The 24,912-nt window shown below is 67.8% G+C and carries 17 protein-coding genes; 16 read left to right on the top strand and 1 reads right to left on the bottom strand.

The features are described from left to right. Positions 1-6: 6 nt before the first annotated feature. The 5 genes from KEG57_RS09400 to KEG57_RS09380 all read left to right on the top strand — a co-directional run bounded on the left by KEG57_RS09400 (position 7) and on the right by KEG57_RS09380 (position 7,241). The gene (locus tag KEG57_RS09400; RefSeq protein ID WP_272419313.1) at positions 7-1,887 is read left to right on the top strand and encodes a HEAT repeat domain-containing protein; all 1,881 of its coding nucleotides are present in this window, start codon (positions 7-9) and stop codon (positions 1,885-1,887) included. A 48-nt stretch (positions 1,888-1,935) separates the two neighbouring features. Next, a complete protein-coding gene (locus KEG57_RS09395; RefSeq protein WP_272419312.1) occupies positions 1,936-3,066 on the top strand; it encodes an ATP-binding protein in 1,131 nt (376 codons plus the stop codon). A 6-nt stretch (positions 3,067-3,072) separates the two neighbouring features. Then, complete coding sequence (locus KEG57_RS09390) at positions 3,073-5,475, top strand: DUF5682 family protein (protein WP_272458377.1); 2,403 nt, start codon at positions 3,073-3,075, stop codon at positions 5,473-5,475. 86 nt (positions 5,476-5,561) lie between these two features. Beyond that, positions 5,562-6,791: a VWA domain-containing protein gene (locus KEG57_RS09385; protein WP_272458376.1), complete on the top strand. Its 1,230-nt coding sequence runs from the start codon at positions 5,562-5,564 to the stop codon at positions 6,789-6,791. Positions 6,792-6,875: 84 nt separating this feature from the next. Beyond that, positions 6,876-7,241, top strand: a complete 366-nt coding sequence (locus tag KEG57_RS09380) for a hypothetical protein (protein ID WP_272419309.1) — start codon at positions 6,876-6,878, stop codon at positions 7,239-7,241. Here KEG57_RS09380 and KEG57_RS09375 read toward each other — a convergent pair. After that, positions 7,192-7,602: a hypothetical protein gene (locus KEG57_RS09375; protein ID WP_272419308.1), complete on the bottom strand. Its 411-nt coding sequence runs from the start codon at positions 7,600-7,602 to the stop codon at positions 7,192-7,194. The two genes, KEG57_RS09380 and KEG57_RS09375, sit on opposite strands and share 50 nt — an antisense overlap. Before the next feature lie 165 nt (positions 7,603-7,767). On the opposite strand from KEG57_RS09375, the gene KEG57_RS09370 reads away from it, so the two are divergent. From KEG57_RS09370 to KEG57_RS09320, 11 genes are all read left to right on the top strand, one after another. Further along, positions 7,768-10,749: an AIR synthase-related protein gene (locus tag KEG57_RS09370; protein ID WP_272419307.1), complete on the top strand. Its 2,982-nt coding sequence runs from the start codon at positions 7,768-7,770 to the stop codon at positions 10,747-10,749. Next, the gene (locus tag KEG57_RS09365) at positions 10,739-11,599 is read left to right on the top strand and encodes a phosphoribosylformylglycinamidine synthase subunit PurQ (RefSeq protein ID WP_272419306.1); all 861 of its coding nucleotides are present in this window, start codon (positions 10,739-10,741) and stop codon (positions 11,597-11,599) included. The genes KEG57_RS09370 and KEG57_RS09365 overlap by 11 nt, the downstream gene beginning before the upstream one ends. Positions 11,600-11,680: 81 nt before the next feature. Continuing rightward, a complete protein-coding gene (locus KEG57_RS09360) occupies positions 11,681-13,810 on the top strand; it encodes a hypothetical protein (RefSeq protein WP_272419305.1) in 2,130 nt (709 codons plus the stop codon). Positions 13,811-13,993: 183 nt separating this feature from the next. Next, positions 13,994-15,610, top strand: coding sequence for a golvesin C-terminal-like domain-containing protein (locus KEG57_RS09355; RefSeq protein WP_272419304.1), 1,617 nt, complete (start codon positions 13,994-13,996; stop codon positions 15,608-15,610). 54 nt (positions 15,611-15,664) lie between these two features. Next, positions 15,665-16,966, top strand: coding sequence for a beta-propeller domain-containing protein (locus KEG57_RS09350; protein ID WP_272419303.1), 1,302 nt, complete (start codon positions 15,665-15,667; stop codon positions 16,964-16,966). Positions 16,967-17,014: 48 nt separating this feature from the next. Then, complete coding sequence (locus KEG57_RS09345; RefSeq protein WP_272419301.1) at positions 17,015-17,953, top strand: LysR substrate-binding domain-containing protein; 939 nt, start codon at positions 17,015-17,017, stop codon at positions 17,951-17,953. A gap of 95 nt (positions 17,954-18,048) precedes the next feature. Beyond that, the gene (locus KEG57_RS09340; protein WP_272419300.1) at positions 18,049-19,530 is read left to right on the top strand and encodes a catalase; all 1,482 of its coding nucleotides are present in this window, start codon (positions 18,049-18,051) and stop codon (positions 19,528-19,530) included. Then, positions 19,527-20,018 carry an ankyrin repeat domain-containing protein gene (locus KEG57_RS09335; protein WP_272419299.1) on the top strand — a complete coding sequence of 164 codons (492 nt, stop codon included), beginning with the start codon at positions 19,527-19,529 and terminating at the stop codon, positions 20,016-20,018. The genes KEG57_RS09340 and KEG57_RS09335 overlap by 4 nt, the downstream gene beginning before the upstream one ends. 92 nt (positions 20,019-20,110) lie before the next feature. Beyond that, entirely contained in the window at positions 20,111-22,342 is a 2,232-nt protein-coding gene (locus tag KEG57_RS09330) for a PhoX family protein (RefSeq protein WP_272419298.1), read from the top strand. Beyond that, positions 22,339-23,973 (top strand): Aq_1262 family (lipo)protein, encoded by a 1,635-nt coding sequence (locus KEG57_RS09325; protein WP_272419297.1) that lies wholly within the window; start codon positions 22,339-22,341, stop codon positions 23,971-23,973. The genes KEG57_RS09330 and KEG57_RS09325 overlap by 4 nt, the downstream gene beginning before the upstream one ends. A 22-nt stretch (positions 23,974-23,995) precedes the next feature. After that, positions 23,996-24,910, top strand: a complete 915-nt coding sequence (locus tag KEG57_RS09320) for a class I SAM-dependent methyltransferase (RefSeq protein ID WP_272419296.1) — start codon at positions 23,996-23,998, stop codon at positions 24,908-24,910. The last annotated feature ends 2 nt before the right edge of the window (positions 24,911-24,912 follow it).

Here is a 24,912-nt window from a genome sequence, read left to right as displayed (position 1 = left end):
ACGACGATGGCCAAGGATACCCTGAAGCAGCTCGACCGCGACGTCGACCGCTGGCTCTTCGCCGGCGCGCAGATTGCCCGGACAGACCCGAACCTCGCCGCCGCGCGGGACACGCTCGCCCCGCTCGCCGCGCGCGCGCCCGCGCTCGGCAAGGTCACAGAGCAGATCGAAAAACTCCAGAATGCCACGGGCAAGGCCGCGGCCTCCGAGCTCCTCGCGCTCGCCTCGCTCATGGCGCAGGTGCGCGGGGCGCAGGCGACGCCGGCCCTGCCCGAGGCGAACGGCGACCTCACGCCGCTCACGCCGACGCGGAAAATCGGCACGCCGCTCACGCCCACGGAGCTCAATACGCTCGTCGGCGCCCTGACGAACGCCCCGGATGCGCGGCAGCGCTCCCGCATCATTCGCGATTACGCGATGTCGGACCGCGGCGCGGCGCGGGACCTGCGCCTCCTGCCGCTCGTCGTTCCGGCGCTCTCGGACGGCGCCATCGCCGAGGTGGTCGTGCAATACCTCGTGCCGGCGCTCGGCGAGGCGATCGTGCCCAGCCTTCAAAAACACCTCGACCTCGAGAAGGGCCGCGCGCTCGACGTGCGGCTCCTTCGCGCCATTGCGCGGATCGAGGGAGCGAAGGCCACGGACCTTCTCCGCGAGGCCGTCGAAAAAGGCGTTCCGGACATCCGCGCCGCGGCGATCGCCGAGCTCGGCCGGATCGACCCCCTCGCCGCCGAGCCCATCGCGCTCGTGCTTTCGGAAAAGGATCGCTCGAAGGACGTGCGCGTCGCGGCCGTGCATGCGCTCGCCGGGGCTCCGAGCGACGAGGCGCTCGACGTGCTCCTCCGCGCCTTCGGAGGCACGGCCGAATTGCGCTCGGCGGCCGAGATCTCGCTCGCCGCGAGCAAGCACCCGCGCGCGAACGAGCGGATCATCGCGCTCTTTTCGCCCGAGCTCCGCGAGCTCGGCCATTACCGCATCAAGAAGGCCACGACGAAAGAAGAAAAGGACGCGGCCGCGAAGGAGCAGAAGGCGCATACAAACCAGGTCGAATACCTCGTCGATCTCGTCGACCTCCTCACGGCGCGGGGCACGGACGAGGGGGCGAACCTCGTGCTCGAAGCGTTCCGCCAGCACAAGGTCAAGGAGGTGCGCGACGCCGCGGCGCGCGCGCTGCTCCGCATCGGTTTTCCGGGCGCATGGGAAGAGCTCATGCCGTCGCTCTACGACGCGCCCGACACCACGAAGGACGATTTCGTCGGTGGCGTCATCGCCCTCGATCCGGCGAAGGCCCACGACCGCCTCGCGCGTTTCTTCGAGCCTCTGGCGCTCGCGCAGAAAAAGGGCCTCGACCTCGCGGAGCGTATCCTCGCGCGTGTCGCAAACCATTTCGTGGATCTCGAAGAGGGGGACGACGGCACACCGGGCAATGGGGAATCCGCCGAGGCCACCCAGAAGATCCGCAACGACGAGCGCTGGGTCGATCTCGGGGTCGCCATGCTCGGGAACAAGAGCCTGCGGATCTCCGCGCTCACCCTCCTCGTGCATGCGCGCTCGCCGAAGACGCTCGGGGACGCGCTCTCGGTCTCGCGCGAGGAGGGTTTGTCGAGCGAGGAGGCCCTGCTCGTCTTCGAATGCCTCGGCAAGCAGCGCGACCCGCGCATCCTGCACGCGTTCTTGCGACTGCTCGAGCCTCTGCGCGGCGGCTACGACTATGGCCGCGCGTGCAACGTCATGACCGCGTACGACGATCCGGCCCTGGCCCCGATGCTCCGGAGCTGGCTCGACGCGAAGCAAAAGAGGAAGCGCCTCTCGCGCGCCGAAGCGGCGCCCTTCGAGGAATGCCTGCGCTTCCTCGAACGAGCTCGAACAGCGGCGCCCACGGTCGATTGACACGACAAACCACGTATTTCCATCGAACGCACGGTCGGGGACAAGAGCATGGCGACGAAGAAGGACACCCAGAAGGCGGACGGCGGCGAGGGCTCTGTGAAATCGGATGTCCTCCGCGAGCCGGCGGAGCGGCTGTATGCGAGCGAGCTCGAAGCCATCGCGGCGGCCGACAAATTCGAAAAACCCGCGGGCTGGCGGCTCTCGCCGAAAGCCGTGCTCCTCTACATCATGGGCGGCAAGGTCGGCGACGTGAACATCACGCCGAAATACGTGGGCGCGCCGCGCATCGTGGAGATCGCGATCGCCACGCTCGCCACCGACCGCGCGCTTCTGCTCATCGGCGAGCCGGGCACGGCGAAGAGCTGGCTCTCGGAGCACCTCGCGGCGGCCATCTGCAATGATTCGCAGCTCCTCGTCCAGGGCACGGCGGGCACCACCGAGGAGCAGATTCGTTACACGTGGAATTACGCGCTCTTGCTTGCGGAAGGGCCGAGCCCGAAGGCGCTCGTGCCCTCGCCCATTCACCGCGCGCTCGAAGCGGGCAGGCTCGTCCGATTCGAAGAGATCACGCGGTGCCCCTCGGAGGTGCAGGACGCGTTGATCACGCTCCTCAGCGAGAAGGTCCTCGCCGTACCCGAGCTCGGCTTGCACGTGCAAGCGAAGCGCGGCTTCAACGTCATTGCCACGGCGAACACCCGCGACCGCGGCGTCAACGACATGAGCGCCGCCTTGAAGCGCCGCTTCAACATTGTCGTGCTCCCCGTGCCGAGCGACATCGACACCGAGGTCGCGATCGTGGCGCGCCGCGTGCGCGAGATCGGATCGAGCCTCCAATTGCCTGCGGCGCCCCCGGCCGAGGAGGCCGTGCGCCGCGTGGTGCAGGTCTTCCAGGAGCTCCGTCGGGGCCAGACGATCGACGGCAAGCAAAAACTCAAGAGCCCCTCAGGCGTCCTCTCCACGGCCGAGGCCATTTCGGTGCTCGGCAATGGAATGGCCCTCGCCGGCCATTTCGGCACCGGCCGCGTGAGCGACCGCGACCTCGCCGCGGGCCTGCTCGGCGCGGTCGTCAAGGAGGATTCGAAGGACGAGGCGGTGTTCGTCGAGTACCTCGAGAACGTCATGAAGAAGCGCGGCGGCGCCTGGGAGCCGCTTTATACGGCCTGCAAGGAGCTCGTGTAGGCAGCCATGGCGGCGAGGAAGGCAAACCCCGGGGCAAAGGCCGTGGTGCCGGGAAAAACCCCGCCCACCACGGGGCCGCTCGCGCGTATCTTCGGCGTACGCCACCTGTCGCCGATGGGCGCCTGGCACGTCGAGCGATTCCTCGACGAGGTTGATCCCACGGCCGTGCTCGTCGAGGGCCCGAGCGACGCGACCGATGAGATCGCGCACCTCCTCGACAAACGTACGACGCCCCCGGTCGCGCTGCTCGCGTTCACGCAAGAGCGGCCCGTCCGCTCCGTTCTTTTCCCCCTCGCCGCTTATTCGCCCGAGTGGGTCGCGCTTCGCTGGGCGCTCCAGAAAAAACGGGTGGCCCGCTTCATCGACCTCGCCGCCTCGGTTTACCTCGCCCGCAGCGAGCCCGCGCCAGAGCATGCGCACGAAGACGAGGACGAATCCGAAGAGGCAGACGAAAAACAAGAGACGGACACCCAGCGCTACCTCGGTGATCCCTACGAGGCGATCGCAGAGCTCTCGGGCGATCCGGACCACGACACCTGGTGGGAGCGCCATTTCGAGCACTCGATGTCGCCGGATTCCTATCGCCTGAGCATCTTCGAACTCGGCCGCGAGCTCCGCGCGCTCGAGTACGAGTCGCCGCGGCGGCGCGAAGAGACGCTCTTGCGCGAAGCGTTCATGCGTCGGCGAATCCGCGACACGATCGCGGAAGGGCACGACCCCGACCGGATCGTCGTCATCTGCGGCGCCTATCACGCGCCGGTGCTCGTCGCCGAAGAGCCGGCCATGACCGACGAGGAAATCGAAAAACTCCAAACTGTACCGGTCACGCGCACGCTGATGCCGTACAGCTTCTTTCGATTGAGCTCGCAATCAGGATACGGCGCGGGCAACAAGGCGCCCGGGTATTTCCAGGCGCTTTACGAAGAGGCCCAAGCGGGCTCGACGGCGCGGCTCGGGACGCGCTTTCTCGCTGAGGTCGCAGGGAAGCTGCGCAAGGCGGGCATGGTGCGATCGAGCGCGGAAGTCATCGAAGCCGTGCGGCTTGCCGAGGGCATGGCCTCGCTGCGCGACGCGCACGCACCCACGCTGCGCGACCTCGAAGACGCAGCGGCGACGTGCCTCGGCCAGGGCGAACCCCTCAACGTCGCGCGTTTCATCCACGACGTCGCGGTGGGCGACGCGCTCGGCAAGGTGCCTCCGGGCGTCTTGCGCACGTCGATCCAGGACGATTTTTATCGCTGGGTGAAGGATCTGCGCCTGGAGGAATACCTCAAGGACAAGGAACAGATCATCAAAGGGTCGACGAGCAAGGATTGGCTCGACCTCCGGCAGGATCGCTTCGCGAAATCGGAGGATGCGGCCTACCGGGATCGGAATCGTTCCATCTTCCTGCACCGGCTCACCGTGCTCGGCATCGGATTCGCGGCGAATCGGACGAGCGAGGAGGACCGGGCGCAAAGCACGTACAAGGAAGTCTGGGGCGCCCGCTGGACACCCGATTGCGAGATCCAGCTCGTCGAGAACGCCCTCCGGGGCGATACGATCGAGATCGCCGCGGCGCGCTCCATCGGCGAGGCGCTCGAAGCAGCCGCGAACGTGCACGCCGCGGCGAACCTCGCACGGAGGAGCGTCGAATGCGACCTCTCGGACGCGACGGCAGCGGCGCTCGCCCGCGTCTCGACGCTCGCGGTCGACGACGGTGATTTCGTGGCCGTGGCGGGTGCCGCCCTCGAATTGAGCCACCTCGTCGCGTACAAGGACGTACGCAAAATCGACGTCGCGCCGCTCGAACCGCTCGTAGCCCAGCTTTTCTTGCGTGGTGCGCTCCTCGCGCCGGAGGCCTCGCGCTGCAACGAGGAGGCCTCGCGGAACGTCGGCGTCGCGCTCGGACACCTGCATCGCGTGGGGCACATGTTCCCCGACAAACTCGACGTCGACCGTTTCGCGAGCGTGCTCGACGCGATCGCCGACGACGACGTCGCCTCGGCGCACGTCGCGGGCGTCGCAAGCGCGATTCTCCTCGAACGCGGCATCCTCAAGGACGACGTCCTCGACCGCCGCATCTCGCGCCGCATCTGCCCCGGTGTCTCGCCGAGCGAAGGTGCGGGCTTTTTCGAGGGGCTCGCCACGCGCAACCGGTATGCATTGCTCTCACGCCGCTCGCTCTGGGCCGCCATGAGCACGTTCGTCGAGGCGATGGACCACGACGATTTCCGGCGCGCCGTCGTCGCGCTCCGCCGCGCGTTCGGCTCGTTCGAGACGAGCGAGGCGCGAAAGATCGCGGCCCTGCTCGCGGAGCTCTGGGGCGGCAGCGAAAAAGAAATTCTCCGGGCGATCGAGACCAAGGTGGACGACGCCGAGCTCGCGGCTCTTCAGGACGACCTCGGCGATCTGGATCTGGATCTGTAAAAGCCATGGCCAAAAAGAAGGCGCCTCCCGCCCCCACCCCTGCTGCCCCGAATCCGCCCGCGGCGCCGCCAGCGCCCGCCGGACCGATGACGTTCGATAGACACCAGCGCTGGCGGCTCATCCTCGGCAAGCGCGTGGAGGATCAAATCCGCGGCGGTGGAGGCGCAGGAATGGGCGCCGGCAGCGGCGGCGGGCTCCTCACGCGCGAGATGGCGGAAATGGACGCCGCGCTCGGCGCGCTGTACGACATCGAGGAGACCGAGCCGGGCAATGGCAGCGGCAGCAGCACCAAGCGCAGCGCCGGGCTCGGCGCGAGCCGCCCGAAGCTCGCGGCTTGGCTCGGCGACGTGCGCAAGTATTTCGAGCAGGACGTCGTCGCGGTCATCCAGCAGGACGCAATCGAGAAGAAGGGCTGGAAAGAGCTACTCTTCGAGCCCGAATCGCTCGCGCAGATCACGCCGAGCGTCGAGCTCGTGGGCACGCTGCTCACGATGAAGGACATGATCCCGGACCGGGCCAAGGACGCCGCGCGGGAAATCGTCCGGTCCGTCGTGGAGGAGATCAAAAAGCGAATGCAAGGCGAGCTCGAACGCGCGGTGCGCGGCGCGCTCGACCGCTCGCGCCACCAGCCCATTCCGAGCCTGCCGAACCTCGACTGGCGCCGTACGATCGGGAAAAACCTCAAGAACTATCAAAAGGACCGACGCACGATCGTCCCCGATCGTTTCTTCTTTTTTGCCCGGCAGCACCGGCGGCGCGAATGGAACGTGATCGTGGCGATGGACCAGTCCGGCTCGATGGCGAGCAGCGTTGTCTACGGCGGCGTGATGGGCTCGATCCTGGCGAGCTTGCCGGCCCTGGAGACGCACGTCGTGGCCTTCGACACGGAGGTCGTGGATCTGACGCCGCGGCTCGTGGATCCGGTGGATCTCATCTTCGGGATCCAGCTCGGCGGCGGGACGGACATCAATCGAGCGGTCGGTTATTGCCAGGGCCTCGTCTCGAACCCGCGCCGCACGCTCTTCATTCTGCTGACGGATCTTTACGAGGGCGGCAATCAAGAGCAGATGGTCAAGCGCATGGAGGAGATGGTGCAGAGCGGCGTGCGCGCGATGTGCCTCCTCGCGCTCGACGATTCGGGGACGCCCATGTACGACGCGGAGCTCGCGAAAAAACTCGCGAAGCTCGGCGTGCCTTGTTTCGCGTGCACGCCGAATGCGCTCCCGCCGATGCTGGAGGCGGCGCTCAAGGGGCACGATCTCGAGATGATCGCGCGGCGGTTCGACGCGCGGAAGGCGGAGGGGCGCGACGTGTAGCCTCGGCGCTCTCGGCGGGTTGCCACGCCGGGTCTCCTCGTGTCATGATGCTTGGGTTCCAAACGAACTCAGGGAGGAGATCCAGTGGCGAAAATCACGATCTACGAGACGTTCACGAAGGCCGACATCGAAGCGCTCCTCACGGTCGGCGCCCATCTCGCGCTGGCATTCGATGCGTCCCATGAGCACGCCGTGAAAACCGTCCACCTCGAGCTCGGCATGCAGATCTCGGCGACGCAGATCGTCGACCTCGAATCGCGGTTCCACTCCACCTACATCAAGCTCAAGGGCGGCCTGATGCACGGCGAGGGCAAGTACAAGCTCGAAGCGCACCACTTCGAGCAGGACATCGTGGACGCGTCGCCGAAGGCCTACGAGATCAAGAAGAACCGCGCCATCGTCAGGCACGGGAGCGTGGGCGATCTGGTCGCTGATATCGGCTGGTGGTGACAGCGCCGATCACGAGCACGGCCACGAGCGGCACGAGCCCCTCCAAAACGATCGTGCCCAGCCAAACCCGCGCCTCCCCTGCGGGCAGGTCCACGCGGATGTGCGGGCCGACGTCCTCCGAAAACCATTCATCCGTTCCGATCCGATAAACGGCCCAGAGCAGCGCGACCACGAAGCCGGCCGCGCGGAGCGTCTTCTTGCCGGAGAGGGCGAGCGCGACCGTGACGGCGAGCGCGACGAGCGTGCAGCCGAGGACGAACGGCTCCCAGGGCGGCGCGACCTTGTCGAGCACCTCCGCCCGCGCCACGCGTGGCAAGGCGAGCACGGGCAAACACGCGGCCCACCGGATCGTTCGAGGCACGAGGTCGCTCCTTCGCCGCAGATTATCCTTTTGCGTAGGACCTTCCAAGCGCGAGCGCTCGGGCCTCGCGCGGGCGCCTGGCGAAGCGAACGAAGCCACGCCCGCAAACCTTCCACATCCCCCAGGTTGTGCTAGACGGCTGCGCGGACGAGGAGCCCACCCACCATGCCCATCTACCGGCTCGAGATCGAGAACCGGCCGGCCGTTCCGGACGCGCTCGCCACGAAAACCGCGCAGACGCTCTCGGCCTGGCTCGGCCTCTCCCCGGCGCGGATTCGCACGCGCAAGGTATACCTCTGTGATCTCGACATATCCGAGGCCGAGGCCAAAAAGGTCCTCGCCGCCATCGCCGACCCCGTGATCGAGGTCGCGGCCCTCGGCGCGCTGCCCGACGGCGAGCCCGGCGATCCGCCCGTGCTCCTCACCGTCTCCTTTCTGCCCGGCGTGACGGACGCGGTCGGCAAGAGCGTCAAGACCGCGTGCGAGGACGCGCTCGGGCGCGCGCTCACGGGCCAGGTGTACACGGGCACGATGTACCTCGTCTGGGGCCTTCTGCGGGCCGACATCGAGCGCGCGGCGGCCGAGGTCCTGCACAACCCGCTCATCCAGCGCATTCGCATCGACGAGCCGCCGCGCAAGCCCGACCTCGGCGTTCCCCGCGCCGGCGCGACCGGGGCGCCGCGGACCGAGATCGTCCCCCTGCGCGGCCTCTCCGACGAGGCGCTCGAACGGCTCTCGCGCGAGCGGCTCCTCGCGCTCTCCGTGCCCGAGATGCACGCGACCCGCGCCCATTTCGAGAAGGAAGGCCGCGAGCCCACCGACGCCGAGCTCGAGTGCATCGCGCAGACGTGGAGCGAGCACTGCAAGCACAAGATCTTCAACGCGCCGATCGAGTACACAGACCCCGCGGGGAATACTCGACGCATCGAGCGGGGCGTCTTCAAGACGTACGTCGTCGCCGCGACCGAGGACGTCCGCAAGGCCCGGGCGTCGTCCGGGATCGACGGGGACAGCGGCGATTTTCTGGTCTCCGTCTTCAGCGACAACGCGGGCGTCGTGCGATTCACGGACGAATGCCATCTCGTCTACAAGGTCGAGACGCACAACTCGCCCTCGGCGCTCGATCCGTACGGCGGCGCGATGACCGGCATCGTGGGCGTCAACCGCGACAGCTTCGGCTGCGGGCTCGGCGCGGACCTGCTCGCGAACGTGTGGGGGTATTGTTTGGGCAAACCAAACCATACCGCCACGCTGCCGAAGGGCCTCATGCACCCGCGGCGCATTCGCGACGGCGTGCACCACGGCGTCATCGACGGCGGCAATCAGTCCGGTATTCCGTACATGCGCGGCTTCGAGCTCTTCGACGACCGGTTCGTGGGCAAACCGCTCGTGTATTGCGGGACCGTCGCGGCGATGCCCGTGCAGACGGCGGACCGGCCCACGCATGAAAAGTTCACCGCGCCCGGGGACCGGATCGTCATGATCGGCGGGCGCGTGGGCAAGGACGGCATTCACGGCGCCACGTTCTCCAGCGTCGAGCTCAATGAGAGCTCGCCCGTCCAGGCGGTGCAGATCGGCGACCCGATCACGCAGAAGATGATGTTCGACATGCTCGCCGAGGCGCGGGATCGGGGCCTCTACAGCGGCATCACCGACAACGGCGCCGGCGGGCTCTCGAGCAGCGTCGGCGAGATGGCCGAGGCATCCGGCGGCGCGGAGATCGACCTCGCGCGCGTGCCGCTCAAATACCCGGGCCTCGCGCCCTGGGAGATCCTCGTCAGCGAGGCGCAGGAGCGCATGACGGTGGCCGTGCCTCCGGACAAACTGGACGCGTTCCTCGCGCTCGCCGCGCGGCGCGAGGTGGAGGCCACCGAGATCGGCACCTTTACGAGCTCGGGCAGGCTCGTCGTGCGTTACGGCGAGGAGAAGGCCTGTGATCTCCCGCTCGCGTTCCTGCACGGCGGGCTGCCGAAGGTCGTGCGGACGGCGCGCTGGAGCCCGCCCACGCGGGCGTTCGCGAGCGCCGCGGACCGCGACAGGGCGCTCGCCGCGCGGCCGATCGACGACCTCGTGGTCTCGATGCTCGCGCAGCCGAACATCCGCAGCGACGAGCGGTACGCTCGGCATTACGATCACGAGGTGAAGGGGCTCGCGGTGGTCAAACCCTTCGTGGGCGTTTTTCGGGACGTACCGTCCACGGCCACGGTCATGCGCGTGCGGCACGGGCGCGACGAGGGTGTGGTGCTCGGCGAGGGGATTCACCCGCATTATAGCGACCTCGACACGCACGCGATGGCCCTCGCTTGCGCGGACGAGGGCGTGCGGCGCGTCCTTTGCGCCGGCGCGCGGATCGATCGAATGGCCGCGCTCGACAATTTCTGCTGGCCCGACCCCATCAAGAGCGCGACCACGCCCGACGGCGAGCACAAGCTCGCGCAGCTCGTGCGCGCGTGCGAGGGCCTGTACGAGGCGTGCGTCGCGTACGGGCTGCCGCTCATCTCGGGCAAGGACTCGATGAAGAACGACGCCACCATGGGCGGCGTGAAGATCTCCGTGCCGCCGACCCTGCTCGTCAGCGTCATGGGGCAAATGAAAGACGTAAAGCACGCGCTCACGCTTTCACCGCGTGCGCCGGGCGACGTCGTGTATTTGCTCGGCGAGACCGAAGACGCGTGCGGCGAGAGCGAGCTTTCGCGGCTCCTCGGGCTCGCCCTCGACGGCGTCCCGCGCACGGCCCCAGAGCGCTTCGCGGCGCGATATCAGGCATTCGCCGCGGCGCACGAGGCGGGCCTCGTTCGCTCGGCGCACGTGCTCTCGCGCGGCGGGCTCGCGGTCGCGCTCGCGCACATGGTGATGGCGAGCGAGCTCGGTTTGTCGGTCTCGCTCGATGGCGTGGGCGCAGGGCTTTCCCCGGCGATCGCGCTCTTCAGCGAATCGACGGGGCGCATCCTGCTCAGCACCCGGGCCGAGGACGCGGCCGCGCTCGAAGCGCACCTCTCGCCACATGCCCTCGTCCGGCTCGGCACGGTCGAGCCAGGTTCGTCGGGACGGGGGTATTTACGTATTCGTCATGGAGGACAAACACTCGCCGAGCTCGGTTCGAACGCGCTCCGCCGCGCTTTCCAGGAGGAATCCCATGCCGTCTGACGTCATAAAGCCCGCGCCGAAGGAGGCGCGCGACGTGCGTGTCCTCGTGCTCACGGGCTACGGGCTGAACTGCGAGGCCGAGACGGCCGCCGGTTTTTCCCGCGCGGGCGCGAGGGTCGACCTCGTGCACCTCAGCGAGATCCTGGAGCGCGGCGGGCAGGCCGATGCGCTCGCCGGGTATCACATCCTCGCGTTCATCGGCGGTTTTTCCTTCGGCGATCACATCCAGAGCGGGCGCGTGTTCGCCAATCGCCTCCGATTCCGGCTCGGCGAGGCGCTCTGCCGGTTCGTCGACGACGGCGGGCTCGCGCTCGGGGTCTGCAATGGATTCCAGACGCTGGTTTGTCTGGGGCTCCTGCCGGGCGTGAGCCGCGCGCGGGGCACGCCGCTCGCCGCGCAGCAGGCGGCGCTCGTGCACAACGACCGGCTCGGGTATTTCGACACCTGGGTCAAGCTCGCCGTCGACCCCGCGAGCCCCTGCGTGTGGACGCGCGGGATCGGCCCCACGATCGAGATGCCGAGCCGCCACGGCGAGGGCAAGCTGCTCTTCCTCGATGAATCACTCCGCGACGAGATCCTCGCCTCGCGCCTCGTGCCCGTGCGTTACGCGGACGCGAGCGGGGCGCCGACGGAGGTCTGGCCGGACAACCCCAACGGCTCGCCGGGCGGCATGGCGGGGCTCTGCGATCCCACGGGACGCATCTTCGGGCTCATGCCGCACCCCGACGCGTATCTCTACCCGGAGAATCACCCCGACTGGATCCGGCAACGCGACGCGGGAACGCTCCCGGCCGCGGGCCTCGGCCTGCGCATCTTCGAGAATGGGGTGCGGGCCGCGCTCGCGGGGTAGATCGGCGCTTCGTTCTCGCCATTCTCCTTTTGCCGACATGGGGGCGTTCATGCTCTCATGGTCCTGGAGGAGAAATTTCGTATGGCGATGCGGCGTGTCCGTGGGCTGTTTTTCGGGGCCGGTCTCTCGGCCCTCGTTTCGTGCGGCGGCGCGGCCGTGCAGACGCCACCCGAGACCGGCGAGGGGGCGAAAACGGACGTCGCGGTCGCGCCGCCCGCGCCCACCACCACCGCGGCGCCGGCCAAGGGCGCGGCGCTCGAGCCGCCGCAGAAGATCGATTCGCTCCTCCGCCTCGTGCCACGCGACGCCGTGCTCGTGGCAAACGTGCCGCCGCCCGAGAAGGCGCTCGCCGCGATGGATCCGGCCCTCCGGGCGGGGCTCCTGTCCGAGCTCGCGGGCGGTCTCTCGGGCAAGCTCGGGCTCGACCCGGCGCTCGTCGCGGACCTCGTCAAATCATTCGAGGGCGCCGTCGTGTTCGCGGGTCCGGCCACGCCCGGCGGTCCGTCCGAGCCGATGGACAGGTTTTGTTATGCGGCCCGAATGAACGACGGGGCGCTCGTGACGAAGGCGCTCGACGCGCTCGGGGCCGAGAAAAAGGAGCGTGGCCTCTTCGTCGTCCGCTCGCCGAAGGGCCTCGAAGTCATGCACGGAGCGTGGATCGAAGGGTCACGCGCGCTCGTCGGGTGCCTGCAAAAAGAGAACCTCCGTGATGCGTTCGAGGTCGGTCATGGGCGCGCGCCCTCGGTCGAGGGATCGGCGCTGCTCGTCAAGGAGCGCGCGGGTGATCCGTTCATCGCAGTCGATTTGCATGGCCTCGGAGCCGGCACGAAATCGCCGCCCGAGCCGGGCTCGCGCCTCTTCGTCGCGCTCGTGGGGCAATCGCAGGGACTCGGGCTCGACCTGCGATTCTCGGGGTATGGGCCCGGTTTCCCGGCGCTCGGCTCGGTGCTCGACGCGGCGCCGCAGGTGCTCATGCCGAAGCTGCCGGAAGGCGCGCTTGCTGCCATCGGTTTGTCGATGCAGCGTTCGTCCGGCAAAACCGTGGAGGACGTTCTGGAGGTGGCCGGGCGCTCGATATCGCCTGATTTCGCGCAGATGTTGAAGCGGGGGCTCGGTAACATCGGGATCGAGCTCGCGGATTTCGAAAAGGCGCTCGGCGGTGAGATCGTTGTCGGATTGTACCGGGATCCGAAGCGGCCGTTTTCGTTCGACGACGCGAGCGACGACCCCGCGAAGGACATGGCGGCGCTCGTGGTGATTGCGACCAAGGATGCGGACGCGCAGAAAAAAACATTTTCGAGTTTCCAGGTGGGCATAAAGCCGGACAAGAAGGACACGCTCAGAGGGGATACGTACACGCGGGATACGGGGGACGGCTCCATCCTCCACATCGAAATGCGGCCGGGGTTCGCCGTCATCGGGCTCGGCAACAAGAAGGTCGCGCTCGATGCCGTGCGGCGGTTCGGGAAAGACACGAATACGCTGGCTACGAATCCAGCGTTCCTCACGGCGCGCGCGAAGGAGAAGGCCGCGTCGCATATGCTGCTTTTCTTCGATCCGGCGCTCGCCCGGCTGATCGCCGATCCGACCTCGGGCGCGAAGCCCGGCACGCGGGTCGGGGGCGGATCGATGCTCTCGCTCGTACTGTTCCCGAGTGATCGTGGGCTCGAGCTCTCCGCGACCGGGGACGGCGCGGCGGAGCTTCTGGGGATCGGCGCGGCGCTCGCGGTGAACGCCGTCAAGCGGTACACGACGCGCGTGAAAGCCGCGGAGGCCAGGCATACGCTCGGCATGATGGCCCGCGCGGCCGTGGCCGCGTACGAGCGCGAGCAGCTCGATGCCAAGGCCGTGACGCACAAGCTGTGCAAATCGGCGACGCCGGTGCCGAGCGTCGTGCCCCGGGATACGACGTATGTGCCTTCGGGGAAACCGGGGCAGGATTTCGAGCAGGGCGATGAGGCTTCGGGCTGGCGTTGCCTCAAGGTCTCGCTCGTGCAGCCGATCCGGTACCAGTACGAATACCGTGTGGGCGGGAACTACAAAGGACCGAAGCGCGGCGGGCCCGATCCGGGCAAGGACGGGTTCGAAGTCTCGGCCGAGGGTGACCTCGACGGCGACGGCAAGACGAGCCTGTTCACCATGATTGGAAAGATTCAGAAGGGGACGGTCGTCCTGTCCACACAGATGTTCATATCGGACGAGTTCGAATGACCTGATTTTCGGGCGTTACGCCCCGCGTCATCGTTGCTCCGGACAGACGCGACGCGCCAAGCGGTGACTCGCGCTTGCGCTCGGCGACCAATCAACGTACGCCTCCATTTCATATCCCTGCCTCGGCATCGCGTCCCGAAGGCCCACACGATCCCACCCCGGAAACGAAGAAGGGTTCACGCCATGAGACGTCTGCTTTGCCTGCTGATGTTCGCGCCCGTGCTTTCTGCCTCCGCTGTCCTCTCCGGCTGCGGCGGCGAGGAAGGCACCGGCGAAGTGGATACCACACTCAACCCCGGTGAAGCGGCCGTAAGCCCGACCGCTGGTATGCACCCTTATCAGCCCCATTTCGACGCCGCCGCGAAGGAGTTTTCCGTTCCGGCGTCGCTCCTCATCGCGATCGGATACACCGAGACGCAGCTTTATCACGTGCCCGGCGATACCTCGGAGTTCGACGGTGTCCCGGCTGCGTATGGCGTGATGGCATTGCGTGGCGAGGCGCTCACGAAGGGCGCCGCGCGCGCGGGCCTGAGCGAGGAAGAGGTCCAGACCGAGCCCGAGGCCAACATCCGGGCCGCAGCGGCGCTGCTCGACGCCTACGCCGAGGAGCTCGGCTTCGACCGCGCAGACATCGGCGCGTGGGCGCCCGCGGTGGCGGCGTACTTCAACCATCCGAGCCTCGACGCGCAGGCGCATTTCGTCCATGACGAGGTCTATCGCCACCTGCGCGAGGGCATCGCGGCGCCCGAGGACAGCGGCATCGACGAGATCCTGGCGCCGAACCCCGACGCGACGCCGAAGTTCCCGATGCCCCAGTTCGTCGGCAAACCCGGGCCCGCGAACGCCGTTTATGCCGGCGCCGTGTGGCGCCCGGCGCCCTCGTCGAACTACACCTCGGGCCGCAGCGGGTACAAGGCCGAGCTACTCGTCGTCCACACCTGCGCCGGCGGGTATTCGGGCTGCTGGGGCTGGCTCACGACGCCGTACCCGACGAACCCGTACAAGACGAGCGCGCATTACGTCGTCAACGAGAGCGGCAGCGAGGTCTCGGCGCTCGTCGACGAGGCAAACACGGCGCACCACGTCGGCGCGAGCTGGAATGGCCTGCCCACGAACCCGCGATCGGTCGGCATCGAGCACGGCGGGTATCCGTACGCCGGCGCGAACAAGTGGACGGAGGGCCAGGTCGCGACGTCCGCGAAGCTCTCCTGCGACATCGTGAAGCGGCAGAACATCATCCGCGATCGGCAGCACATCATCGGCCATTACCAGCCGGATCCGGTGAACCGGGCGAACGACCCCGGGACCGATTTCCCCTGGGCCGATTACATGAACCGCATCAACACCTGCGTCGGTGGTGGTGGCGGCGGCGCCTCGTACATCACGGTCGACAGCAACAACGCGAACAACAACAGCGCGGTCGCGCGCATCGTGGCGCCCTCGGCGAACTGGACTTCGTCCACGAACGTCGCCGGGTATTACGGCACGGGCTATTATGCCGCGCCCACGGAGGCGATCTCCGACGGCGCGACGTTCGAGTTCTACCTGTCCGCGGCGGCCTCGAAGCAGGTCTACGCGTGGTGGACCTCGGCCTCCGACCGGTCGACGACGACGCCGTACGTCATGTTCAACGCGAGCGGCACGAAGCTCGGCACGGTGAGCAAGAATCAGCAGACGGGCGGCGGCTCGTGGCAGCTCATCGGTACGTACAACTTCTCGGCAGGCTGGAACAAGGTCACCGTCTCGCGCTGGACGACGACCGGTTATTACGTCATCGCCGACGCCGTGCAGATTCGCTGAACCCCTCTCCATGGCCCGCGGCGTCACGCGCGCCGCGGGCCCTCCCCAATACGCATGCCGCATCATTTTCTGCCCCGCTTCTCCCGCCTCGCACCCGCCCTCCTCGCCCTGCTCGCGGCGGCGCCGTCCTGCTCGAAAAAAGAAAAAGAACCGGACAACGCATTGCCGTCGCATTCTGCAATGCCAGGGACCGGCACGAGCGCAGGCGCGATTGAGGTAAAACCACCTGTCCCGACAACCGGCAACAATTCGGATGTCCCGACAACCAAGGACAAACCATTGCCGCCGGAATCGGCGGAAAGGACGGAGGCAGGGCCGAAAAACGCGACGGGAGACGAAATACCCCCCGAAGAGCGGCCAAAAATCGCAGGAAAAGTCGCGTTCATCTCGGAGCGCGATGGAAACCGCGAGATCTACGTGATCGGCGCGGATGGCAAAGGGGAAGAGCGGCTCACGAAGAGCCCGCACGCCGATTACAATGGCCCCGCCTCCCCCGACGGCAGCGCGCTGCTCGCGATCCGCGTCGAAGGCGAGGAAGGGCCCCAACAACTCCTGCTCCAACCCCTCGACGGAAGCCCCCCAAAACCCCTCGGACCACTGGCAGGGCGCGTACGCTTTCCCACATTCTCACCGGACGGGCGCTTCGTCGTCTACGAGTCGAACGGCGGGAAGGTGGACCCGGCACATTTTTCCGATCTGTACCGGGTGAACAGCGACGGGAGCGGCTTTCGACGCATCACGAAAAACGACGAGGGGAATTTCGAGCCGGCGTTCTCGCCGAAGGGCGACGCGATCGTGTTCATTTCGAGCCGCGATCGCGTGGCCGAGCTCTATCGCATCCGGCCCGACGGGAGCGATCCCGTCCGCCTGACGAACACGCCGCGCGACGAATGGGGCGCGCGGTATTCGCCCGACGGCAAGGTGCTCGTCTTCGTGAGTGATCGCGAGGGCGCGGACCGCATATGGCTCATGCCCTCGTCCGGCGGGGAGGCGCGACGTTTGACGCAGATGCGGCCTGCGCCGCGGATCGTGGAGGAAAAGCCGACCTGGTCCCCGACGGGCAAACGAATCGCCTATGCGCTGCGCGTGCCCGAAGAGTCGGCTCGCGTGGGGCTCGTCGCCATGGAGGACGGGAAAGAAACGTTCGTGCGAGCGCCGGGAGGCACGGGGCACGTGGGTGAGCCGGCGTGGTCGCCCGACGGGCAATACCTGGCCGTGACCGTGACCCGCGGATCGGAGCAGCAGATCTGGATCGTGCGGGCCGACGGGAGCGGAATGACGAAGCTGACGAGCTCTCCGGGCGGGAACTGGAATCCCATCTGGATTCCGCCCCGCAAAGGGAAAGGCGGCAAGTAGAGAGGCCGCGTCGCGTCTGGCGGGGTTCAGTGATAGGATCGTCCTATCATGCGCCTTTCCCCTCACCCCGTGACCCTGCGGCAACTCCAGTACGTGGTCGCGGTCGCGGATCGAAAGAGCTTTCGGAAGGCCGCGGACGATTGCCACGTGTCGCAGCCCTCGCTGTCGGCGCAGATCCAGCAGGCCGAGGAGGCGCTCGGGATCCTCCTGTTCGAGCGGGATCGGCGCACGGTCACGCTGACGGCCGCCGGCGCGGAGATCGTCGCGCGCGCCCGCGCGCTACTCGTCGCCGCGGACGATCTCGTCGATACGGCGCGTCGTTTCGGCGATCCGTTCGCCGGGACGCTGCGCCTCGGCGTGATTCCCACGATTGGACCCTATCTCTTGCCGGAGATCGCGCCGGTTCTGCGCGAGCGATATCCGAAGCTCACGTTCGTCTGGACCGAAGAAAAAACGTCGACGCTCGTGCAGATGCTCGGGCAAGGGGCGCTCGACGGGGCGATCGTAGCGCTGGAAGCCGATATCGGGGATCGGCCGCACGTGGTGCTCGGCAAGGATCCGTTCGTCTTCGCGGCCGCGCCAGGGCATCCGCTCGCCGGATCTCGCCGGCCGCTGAAGCCCGAGGAGCTCGAAGGCGAGCGCGTGCTCTTGCTCGACGACGGCCATTGCTTCCGGGATCAGGCCCTCTCGTTTTGCTCGCGCGCCGGGGCCGAGGAGGCGGGGTTTCGCGCGACGAGCCTCGCGACGCTCACGCAGATGGTCGCCGGGGGCGCGGGCGTGACGCTCCTGCCGAACCTCGCCGTGCCGCTCGAGAATCGGCGCGACGCGCTGCGGATCCGTCCCTTCGCGTCCCGGAGCCCGGCGCGGACGCTCGCCCTCGTCTGGCGGCGCGGATCGGCCCTGGAGAGCACGCTGCGCCCCGTGGGCGACACACTCCGCAGCGCCTACACCTTGCTCACGGAGCGCGCCCAGGCCGCCCTCCGATAGGCTCGTCCTATCAGGACCATAGAAACGATGTCATGGCCCCCCGGCCCGGGGCGGACGTACGCTTCTCGTATTCCACGAACGAGGAGGGAGCTACCATGACGAAACGCATTCTCACGACCGAGGGTGGCGCGCTGGTGATCGACAACGCGCATTCGCAGACCGCGGGCGCCGCCGGGCCGACGCTCTTGCAGGACCACTACCTCCTCGAAAAGCTCGCCCGCTTCAACCGCGAACGAATCCCCGAGCGCGTGGTGCACGCCGTCGGCTCGGGCGCCTATGGCTACTTCGAGGTGACGAACCCCGACGTGCCGCGGTGGACGAAGGCCAAGCTCTTCTCCTCCGTGGGCAAACGGACGCGCGTTTTCTTGCGTTTTTCGACCGTCGCGGGCTCGAAAGGCGCGCCGGACACCGTGCGGGATCCGCGTGGTTTCGCATTGAAGTTCTACACCGAGGACGGGAACTGGGACATCGTCGGGAACAACACGCCGATCTTCTTCCTGCGGGATGGAATCAAGTTTCCCGATTTCATTCACTCGCAGAAGTACGACCCGTACACGAACCGGCAGGAGCCCAACAATGCGTGGGACTTCTTCTCGCACACGCCGGAGGCGACGCACCAGTTCATCTGGCTGCACGGCGATCGAGGCATTCCCGCGACGCTGCGCCACATGGACGGCTTCGGCTCGCACACGTTCCTGTGGGTGAACGCGGATGGCGAGAAGTTCTGGGTGAAGTTCCATTTCAAGACGGATCAGGGCATCCAGTGCCTCACGAGCGAGCAGGCGGCGGCGATCGGCGGCAAGGATCACTCCTTCCACCACAAGGATCTCTACGACGCCATCACGCGCGGTGAATACCCGAGCTGGACGTTCAAGGTGCAGATCATGCCGGAGGCGGACGCCGCGAAGTACAGGTTCGATCCGTTCGACGTGACGAAGGTGTGGCCGTACAAGGATTATCCGCTGATCCCGATCGGGAGGCTCGTGCTCGACAGGCTGCCGGACAATTACTTCGCCGAGACCGAGCAATCCGCGTTCGATCCGGGGAACATGGTGCCGGGCGTCGGGCCTTCGCCCGATCGCATGCTGCAGGCGCGGCTTTTCGCATACGGCGACGCGCAGCGGTATCGCCTCGGCATCAACCACACGCGGCTGCCGGTGAACGCGCCGCAAGGCGTGGCGGGCGGCGCGCGGAACTACGGGCGGGACGGCGCGATGCGCTTCGACGACAATGGCGGCCGCGAAAAGAACTACCAGCCGAACAGCCATGACGGCGCGACGCCGACGGGCGAGCGGTACGACGTCGGCATCGCGCTCTCGGGGCATACCGGGCCACAAGCGCACCCGCGGCACGTCGAGAACGACGATTTCGTGCAGGCCGGAGCGCTTTATCGTGTGATGAAGGAGGACGAGCAGGCGCGGCTCGTGCAAACCCTCGCGGGCAGCCTCGCGCAGGTGAGCCGGGAGGACGTGAGCGAGCGGTCGATCGGGTATTTCGCGCAGGCGGACGAGGAGCTCGGCCGCAAGCTGCAGAACGCCGTGGCCGCGCTGCGCGGAGCGAAGGAGGGGGCACAATGAACGACCTCTCCTTCGAGGAACGCGAGCGCGCCGCTCACCTCGCCCGCGCTGGAAAAACCGATCCGCTCGTCGAATTGCTGGGAGGTCGCTCACCGGATGTGCTCGACGCGAAGGGTGATAGCCTGCTGATGCTCGCGGCGTATTACGGTCACGCGGGAACCGTGACGGCATTGCTGCTCCTCGGGGCGGATCCGGAGCTCCGGAATCCGCGCGGCTGGTCGCCGCTCGATGGGGCCGCGTTCAAGGGCGATCTGGAGGTGATCCAGACACTGCTCGATTGCGGCGCGCAGCCGGACGCGGCGGGGCCGGACGGGCGGACGCCGCTCATGTGGGCCGCGGCCTTCAATCGCAGCACGGTCGTCGAGGCGCTGATCGAGCGCGGCGCCGACCCCACGCGGCGCGACGTCGCCGGCCTCGACGCCGCGACCCACGCCCAAACCATGGGCGCGGACGCCACGTATACGCTGCTCACAAGGCGAGCGGCCTGATCCGCAAAACGGCTGGTGTCCCACGTCGACAATGCCAAGATCCTCGGGCGCGCGCGCTCCGCATTCGCGAGCGCCGCCCGAGGAAACGGCGAATGAGAGGAAAAACGGGCCACTGGGAGCAGCGTCATTTCCAGGCTCTCGGGACTGCCGGCGTCCTGATCGCGGTCGCATTCGTGGCCTGCGAGGGCGGCGAGGGTCCGGACCGGACCGCGGCGACGGCGCGTGTGCTCGCCGGGCGGCCGCTCTCGAGCGTCGTCGCATTCGCGTTCACGGACGATGCAGGCACGGGCGCGACGGATCTCGCGCACTACGTCCGGATGCGTGTGGATCAGGTCGCGCGAGGGACGCTGCCGAAGGGCGTGGAGTTTCCGCTCGCGAATACGTCGACGGACAGCGTGCGGGCGATCGCGGGGCTTTCGCCGAACGTGGTGGTGTCGTGGCTCGATCCGCTGACGTTCGATCGGAGCCCAGCGGCGCCGCGGTTCGGGGTGAACGACGATTACATCGCGGTTTTTGGCGACCACTGGAACGACGTGCCCGGCGATCCGCCGCAATGGCACGGCAGCAGCACGTCGGCGTGGATGTGGGTGAACCACGAGTCGGTTTCGAATGAGCCGCCGACGTCGACGACGGCGCCGACGGGACAGCACCTCACGCTCGCGAAATACCTCGCGGCCGAGAAGGTGCTGACGAACGACGTGACGTCGAACCGGTGGCCTCCCGAGGCGCTCGCGACGTACGTGCGCGAGCACAAGCGCCAGGTCGGCGGATCGTGGTTTCACGTGGTGCAGGACCCAGCCTCGGGCGCGTGGCGCGTCGATCGCAGCGCTGGGGCCGTTCGATACGACGCGACGAGCAAGACGCTCGCGCGCATCACGGGGCTCACGCCGCTCGAAGTCGATCACGATGACGAAGGCCACGCGCTCCCGCCCGGCGTCGTGAGCGGCATCATGTCCGATTGCTCGGGCGGCCAGACGCCATGGGGCACGGTGATCACCGCGGAGGAGAACGTGCAGGACTTCCACGGGGACATGGAGGTCTTCTGGACGGGCGAGCAGAAGCTCGTCCGCGGTGCAGGCGCGGACCCCGGCGGGCCGATCACGTTCGACCCGGCGCCGAGCCCGACGAGCTGGTTCGGGATGTCGCCGGACGTGAAGTCGCGCCACGCGAAGGATCTCTACGGCTACCTCGTGGAGATCGATCCGGGCAAAGCGCCCGACGAGTACGAGGGGAAAAACGCGCCGGGCGTGGGGCACAAGAAGCTCGGCGCGATGGGCCGCGCGCGATGGGAGAACACGACGTTCGTGGTCGACGCGGACTGGAAGCTCTTGCCGAACGAGCCGATCGTCCTCTACGCGGGCGAAGATCGGCGCAGCGGCCGGGTGTACAAGTTCGTTTCGAAAAACGTCTACGAGCCCGGCATGACACGGGCCGAGATACGCGCGCTGCTCGACGCGGGGAAGGTGTACGCCGCGCACTTCGCCGGGCTCGACAACACGACGGGCGTGACGATGCTCGCGACGGGCGAGGCGCCGACGGAAGAACAGCCGGGGATCGGGCAGTGGATCGAGCTCGGCACGGCGAGCACGGCGATCGCTCCGAACGCGGACGCGCTCGGCGAGCCGGGCAAGACCGTGGGCGATGCGCTCTCCGACATGGATTACAACGGGCTCGGCGGCTTCTCGAGCGACGACGACGTGCGCCGCGTGCTGTTCACGGCGAGCGCGAAGGTCGGGATCATGGAGCTGAACCGGCCCGAGGACGTCGAGTACAACCCGCGAGATCCGAGCGGCACGCCGCGGATCTACGTGTCGTTCACGAACCACGGGCACAAGACGCAGCTCGATCAGGCAGGCAGGCTGATCGATCCGGCCGTGCACGAGCAGGCCGCGGTGGCGCGGCCCGACAAGATCGGCAACGTGTTCGCGATGCAGGAGGCGAATCCGAAGAGCCCCGCGGCGTCGACGACGTTCACGTTCTTCCGCGTGTGGGCCGGCAAGAATGCTACGGGACCGTACGATGCGTCGAACCCCGACAACATCCTGATCGATCGCGCGGGCGGCGTGTGGTTCGGGACGGACGGGAACTTCACGACGAACGAACGAGCCGATGCGGTGTACTTTCTCGACCTCGATCGCGCGCACGCCGCGGGCGCGCCGGGCATCGTGTCGCCGACGTTCGGCAAGGCGTTCCGCATCGCTGCGCTGCCGAGCGACGCGGAGGCCACGGGGCCGGCGCTCGCCGCGGACATGCGCACGCTGTTCGTGAGCGTGCAGCACCCGGGCGAGCACGCGCCGAGCCTGTGGCCACACGGGACTCCGTGAAGCGCCGCGCGGCCGCGTCCTTACTCGTCTGCGGGCTCCTGGTGGGCCTCGTGGCGGGCGCCTGCGCTCGACGCGAGGAGCGGGCCGCCGAGGGCCTTTACGACCCGCTCGCGCGCGCCCGCGAGGCCAGCGGGGTCGTGCACAACCCCGAGGCCTCGGTGCCGCCGCTCTGTTACACGAAGACCGGCGGGACCTCGAACCCGTGCTGGGTCTGCCACACGAGCGCGCACGGGTCGAACGTGCGCGCGGATGCGCATTTGCAGGAGGAATACGCGTTCTCGGACGCGGCCCTCACGAACCACTACGAGAACCTGTTCGTCGATCGAAGCGCGGAGATCGCGCGGATGTCGGACGAGGAGATCCTCCGCTACGTGCGCGAGGACAACTACACGCCGCTCCGGCGCGCGCTCGCGGGCGCACGCGGGTACGAAGGCTACGTGCCGGATCTCGATCTCGATCGCGGCTTCGACGACGAGGGTTTTGCGCGGGACGGGAGCGGCTTTCGTGCCGTCCGATTCAAGCCGTTTCCCGGGACGTTCTGGCCCACGAACGGGAGCACGGACGACGTGTTCATCCGTTTGCCCGAGGCGTTTCGCAAGGACGAACGCGGCGCGCCGTCACGCGCGATCTACACGCTGAACCTGTCGCTGCTCGAAGCCGCGATCACGACGGATCCGGATGCGCCGGCGGATCGGATCGATCGCACGATCGAGCCGGTGGACGAGCGTCTGCTCGGCGAGGATCTCGACGGCGATGGTGCGCTCTCCGCGGGCGTGACGCGCGTGCGGCGCTTGCCACGCACGTACGCGGGCGGCGCTTCGAGCGAGCCGCTCGAACGCGGGATCTACCCGCGCGGCGTGGAGTTCTTGCATTCGGTCCGCTACCTGGATCCCGACGCGCCCGGGTACGTCGCGCGGCGCATGAAGGAGCTCCGATATTCACGCAAGGTGCTGAAGCTCGATCGATGGGCGCTCCTGCGGGCCTACGAGAAAGAACAGGACGAGAAGGACGAGGGGCTCCTGCCCGTGTACACGGGGTCGGCGACGAGCGGGCTGCGGAATGCGTTCGGCTGGCAATTGCAGGGGTTCATCGAGGACGCCGAGGGGCGGCTGCGGCTCGCGACCGACGAGGAGCATCGATTCTGCATGGGCTGTCATTCCGCGCTCGGGGTGACGGTCGATCAGACGTTCGCGTTCGCGCGCAAGGTGCCGGGAGCGGAAGGGTTTCGCATGCAAGACCTGCGCGGCATGCAAGACGTACCGGAGCTCGGACATGCAGAGCCCGAGGTGCTGACGTATCTGCGTCGCGTGGGCGGAGGCGACGAGCTCCGCGCGAACGAGGAGATGCTCGCGCGCTTCTTCCCCGGCGGAGCCCTCGCGGAATCCGAGCTGCGGCGCGCCGCGCCCGGCGGCGATCGGGATCTCGCGTTCCTGCTCCTGCCCTCGCGCGAGCGCGCGCTCGCGCTCGACAAGGCGTATCGCGTGATCGTTCGAGGTCAACGTTTTGATCTCGGCCGCGACGCGCTGCTCCGGCCCGCGGAGAACGTGCACCGGTCGATCGAGAACGGGTCGACGGAGCTCGGCAAAACGAATCAGGTCTACACGGACGGGCGGCTGCGGCTCGATTGGTGAAGGTGCTACGCTCGGGGACGTCATGCCCCACGAGCGCCCGAGCCTGACGGCCAAGAAGATCGCCCGATTCCTGATCCTGATCGACGCCGTGCCCCGCTTCGCAGGCCTGCTCCCCGCGGATGCGGCAACCACGGTGGAGGCGATCCTGCGCGCATCCGGGGCCGTCGGGCGGCGGCAGATCGACATGATGCGCGCGCCGTGGACACAGCGGTTCTACGAGATTGCGGAGGCATGGACGGCCCGCGGGCAGCTCATCTGGTTCGGGCTGCGAAAGCGATGGATGGCGGATGCCGTGGAAGAAGCCATCGCGGCGGGCGCGACGCAGCTTCTCGTGGTGGGCGCAGGATTCGATCCGCTGGCGACGATCGTCGCAAGGCGTCATCCGGAGGTGACGTGCGTGGAGATCGATGCGCCGGCGACGGCCGCGCCGAAGCGGGCGGGGGTGCGCGGAGCCGGGTTTGAAAGGACGAACCTGCACATCTGCGCGGCAGATCTCTCCAAGCGATCCCTCGGCGAGATCTTGCGCGCGACCCCGTGGCGGAGCGACGCGCGGAGCGTGGTCGTGGCCGAGGGGCTGCTCATGTATCTGGACGTGAAGGACGTGAAGGCGTTTTTCCGGGCGGTCCACGAGCACACGGGGCCGGGGAGCCGCGTGGCATTCTCGCACGTGGACGGAGACGACGCCGGACGGCCGCACCTCGGGACGCTGGATTGGTTGATCCGCACGTCGCTGCGATTCGCCGGGGAGCAGATGCGGTGGGGAATCCGGCCCGAGCAGCTGCCGGCATTCGTGAAGGAAGCCGGGTTTTTGGTGGTCGAGCAGGCGGACGGGGAGGCGCTGCGGAAAGAGTATCTCGCGCCGATCGGTTTGCCGGAAGAGCCGGTCGCGGCGTACGAGGTTCTCGCGCTGGTGGAGCGAGCCGAGGCTCGCGGATGAGC

The sequence above is a fragment of the Polyangium jinanense genome (assembly GCF_028435365.1).
This window is presented reverse-complemented; position numbering and strand designations above follow the sequence as displayed.